This is a genomic window from Xenorhabdus bovienii, from assembly GCF_024721015.1.
Lineage (GTDB): Bacteria > Pseudomonadota > Gammaproteobacteria > Enterobacterales > Enterobacteriaceae > Xenorhabdus > Xenorhabdus bovienii.
This window is the reverse complement of the sequence record NZ_JANAIF010000325.1, coordinates 1-460: the sequence shown is the minus strand read 5'-3', so window position 1 is coordinate 460 and position 460 is coordinate 1. Positions and strand designations below refer to the sequence as shown.

Below are 460 nucleotides of genomic sequence, written 5' to 3'. Positions count from 1 at the left end.
GCGAAAGAACTCACCACCCGGTTGACAGATAATTTCCAGACTTTAATTCCTGCATCTTCAAGTTAATTGCGTATAGACTCCCTATCCATTGGCAATCCATCACCCACTTTAATAATACGCAAAATATTTTCGTTATTTGCGGGTAACTTAAATAAAGGGGGCGTCACGATAAACGGAGTTTTGGTTTTCTCATTTTCATCCTGAATCCAACTCTGAATAAGGTAAACAGATTCTTTCTCTAAGTTATTGACAGATACAGAAACTTCTTTTTTATCACTTAAGTAAACAACCCGAGTTCCTCCAATAACTACACCACCCGCCATTGCAAAGTGACTACTGAAAAAATATAAAAACACCATTATCAACAAACGGTCATGACTCCCAAGCGTTATAATGATATTTTTCAATATATGTCCCAATGAGTTTTTCGTGGATTTCTATTGAGCGTGAATAACAAAGG

2 protein-coding genes are annotated in these 460 nt (G+C 36.5%); both read right to left on the bottom strand.

Features of this window, described 5'->3' with window-relative positions; all coding sequences use genetic code 11:
• Nucleotides 1–62: 62 nt before the first annotated feature.
• The gene (locus NXS07_RS20825) at nucleotides 63–398 is read right to left on the bottom strand and encodes a fimbrial biogenesis chaperone (protein WP_368859261.1); all 336 of its coding nucleotides are present in this window, start codon (nucleotides 396–398) and stop codon (nucleotides 63–65) included.
• Nucleotides 373–435 carry a hypothetical protein gene (locus NXS07_RS21935; RefSeq protein WP_368859260.1) on the bottom strand — a complete coding sequence of 21 codons (63 nt, stop codon included), beginning with the start codon at nucleotides 433–435 and terminating at the stop codon, nucleotides 373–375. Before NXS07_RS21935 ends, NXS07_RS20825 begins: the two co-directional genes overlap by 26 nt.
• Nucleotides 436–460 lie beyond the last annotated feature (25 nt).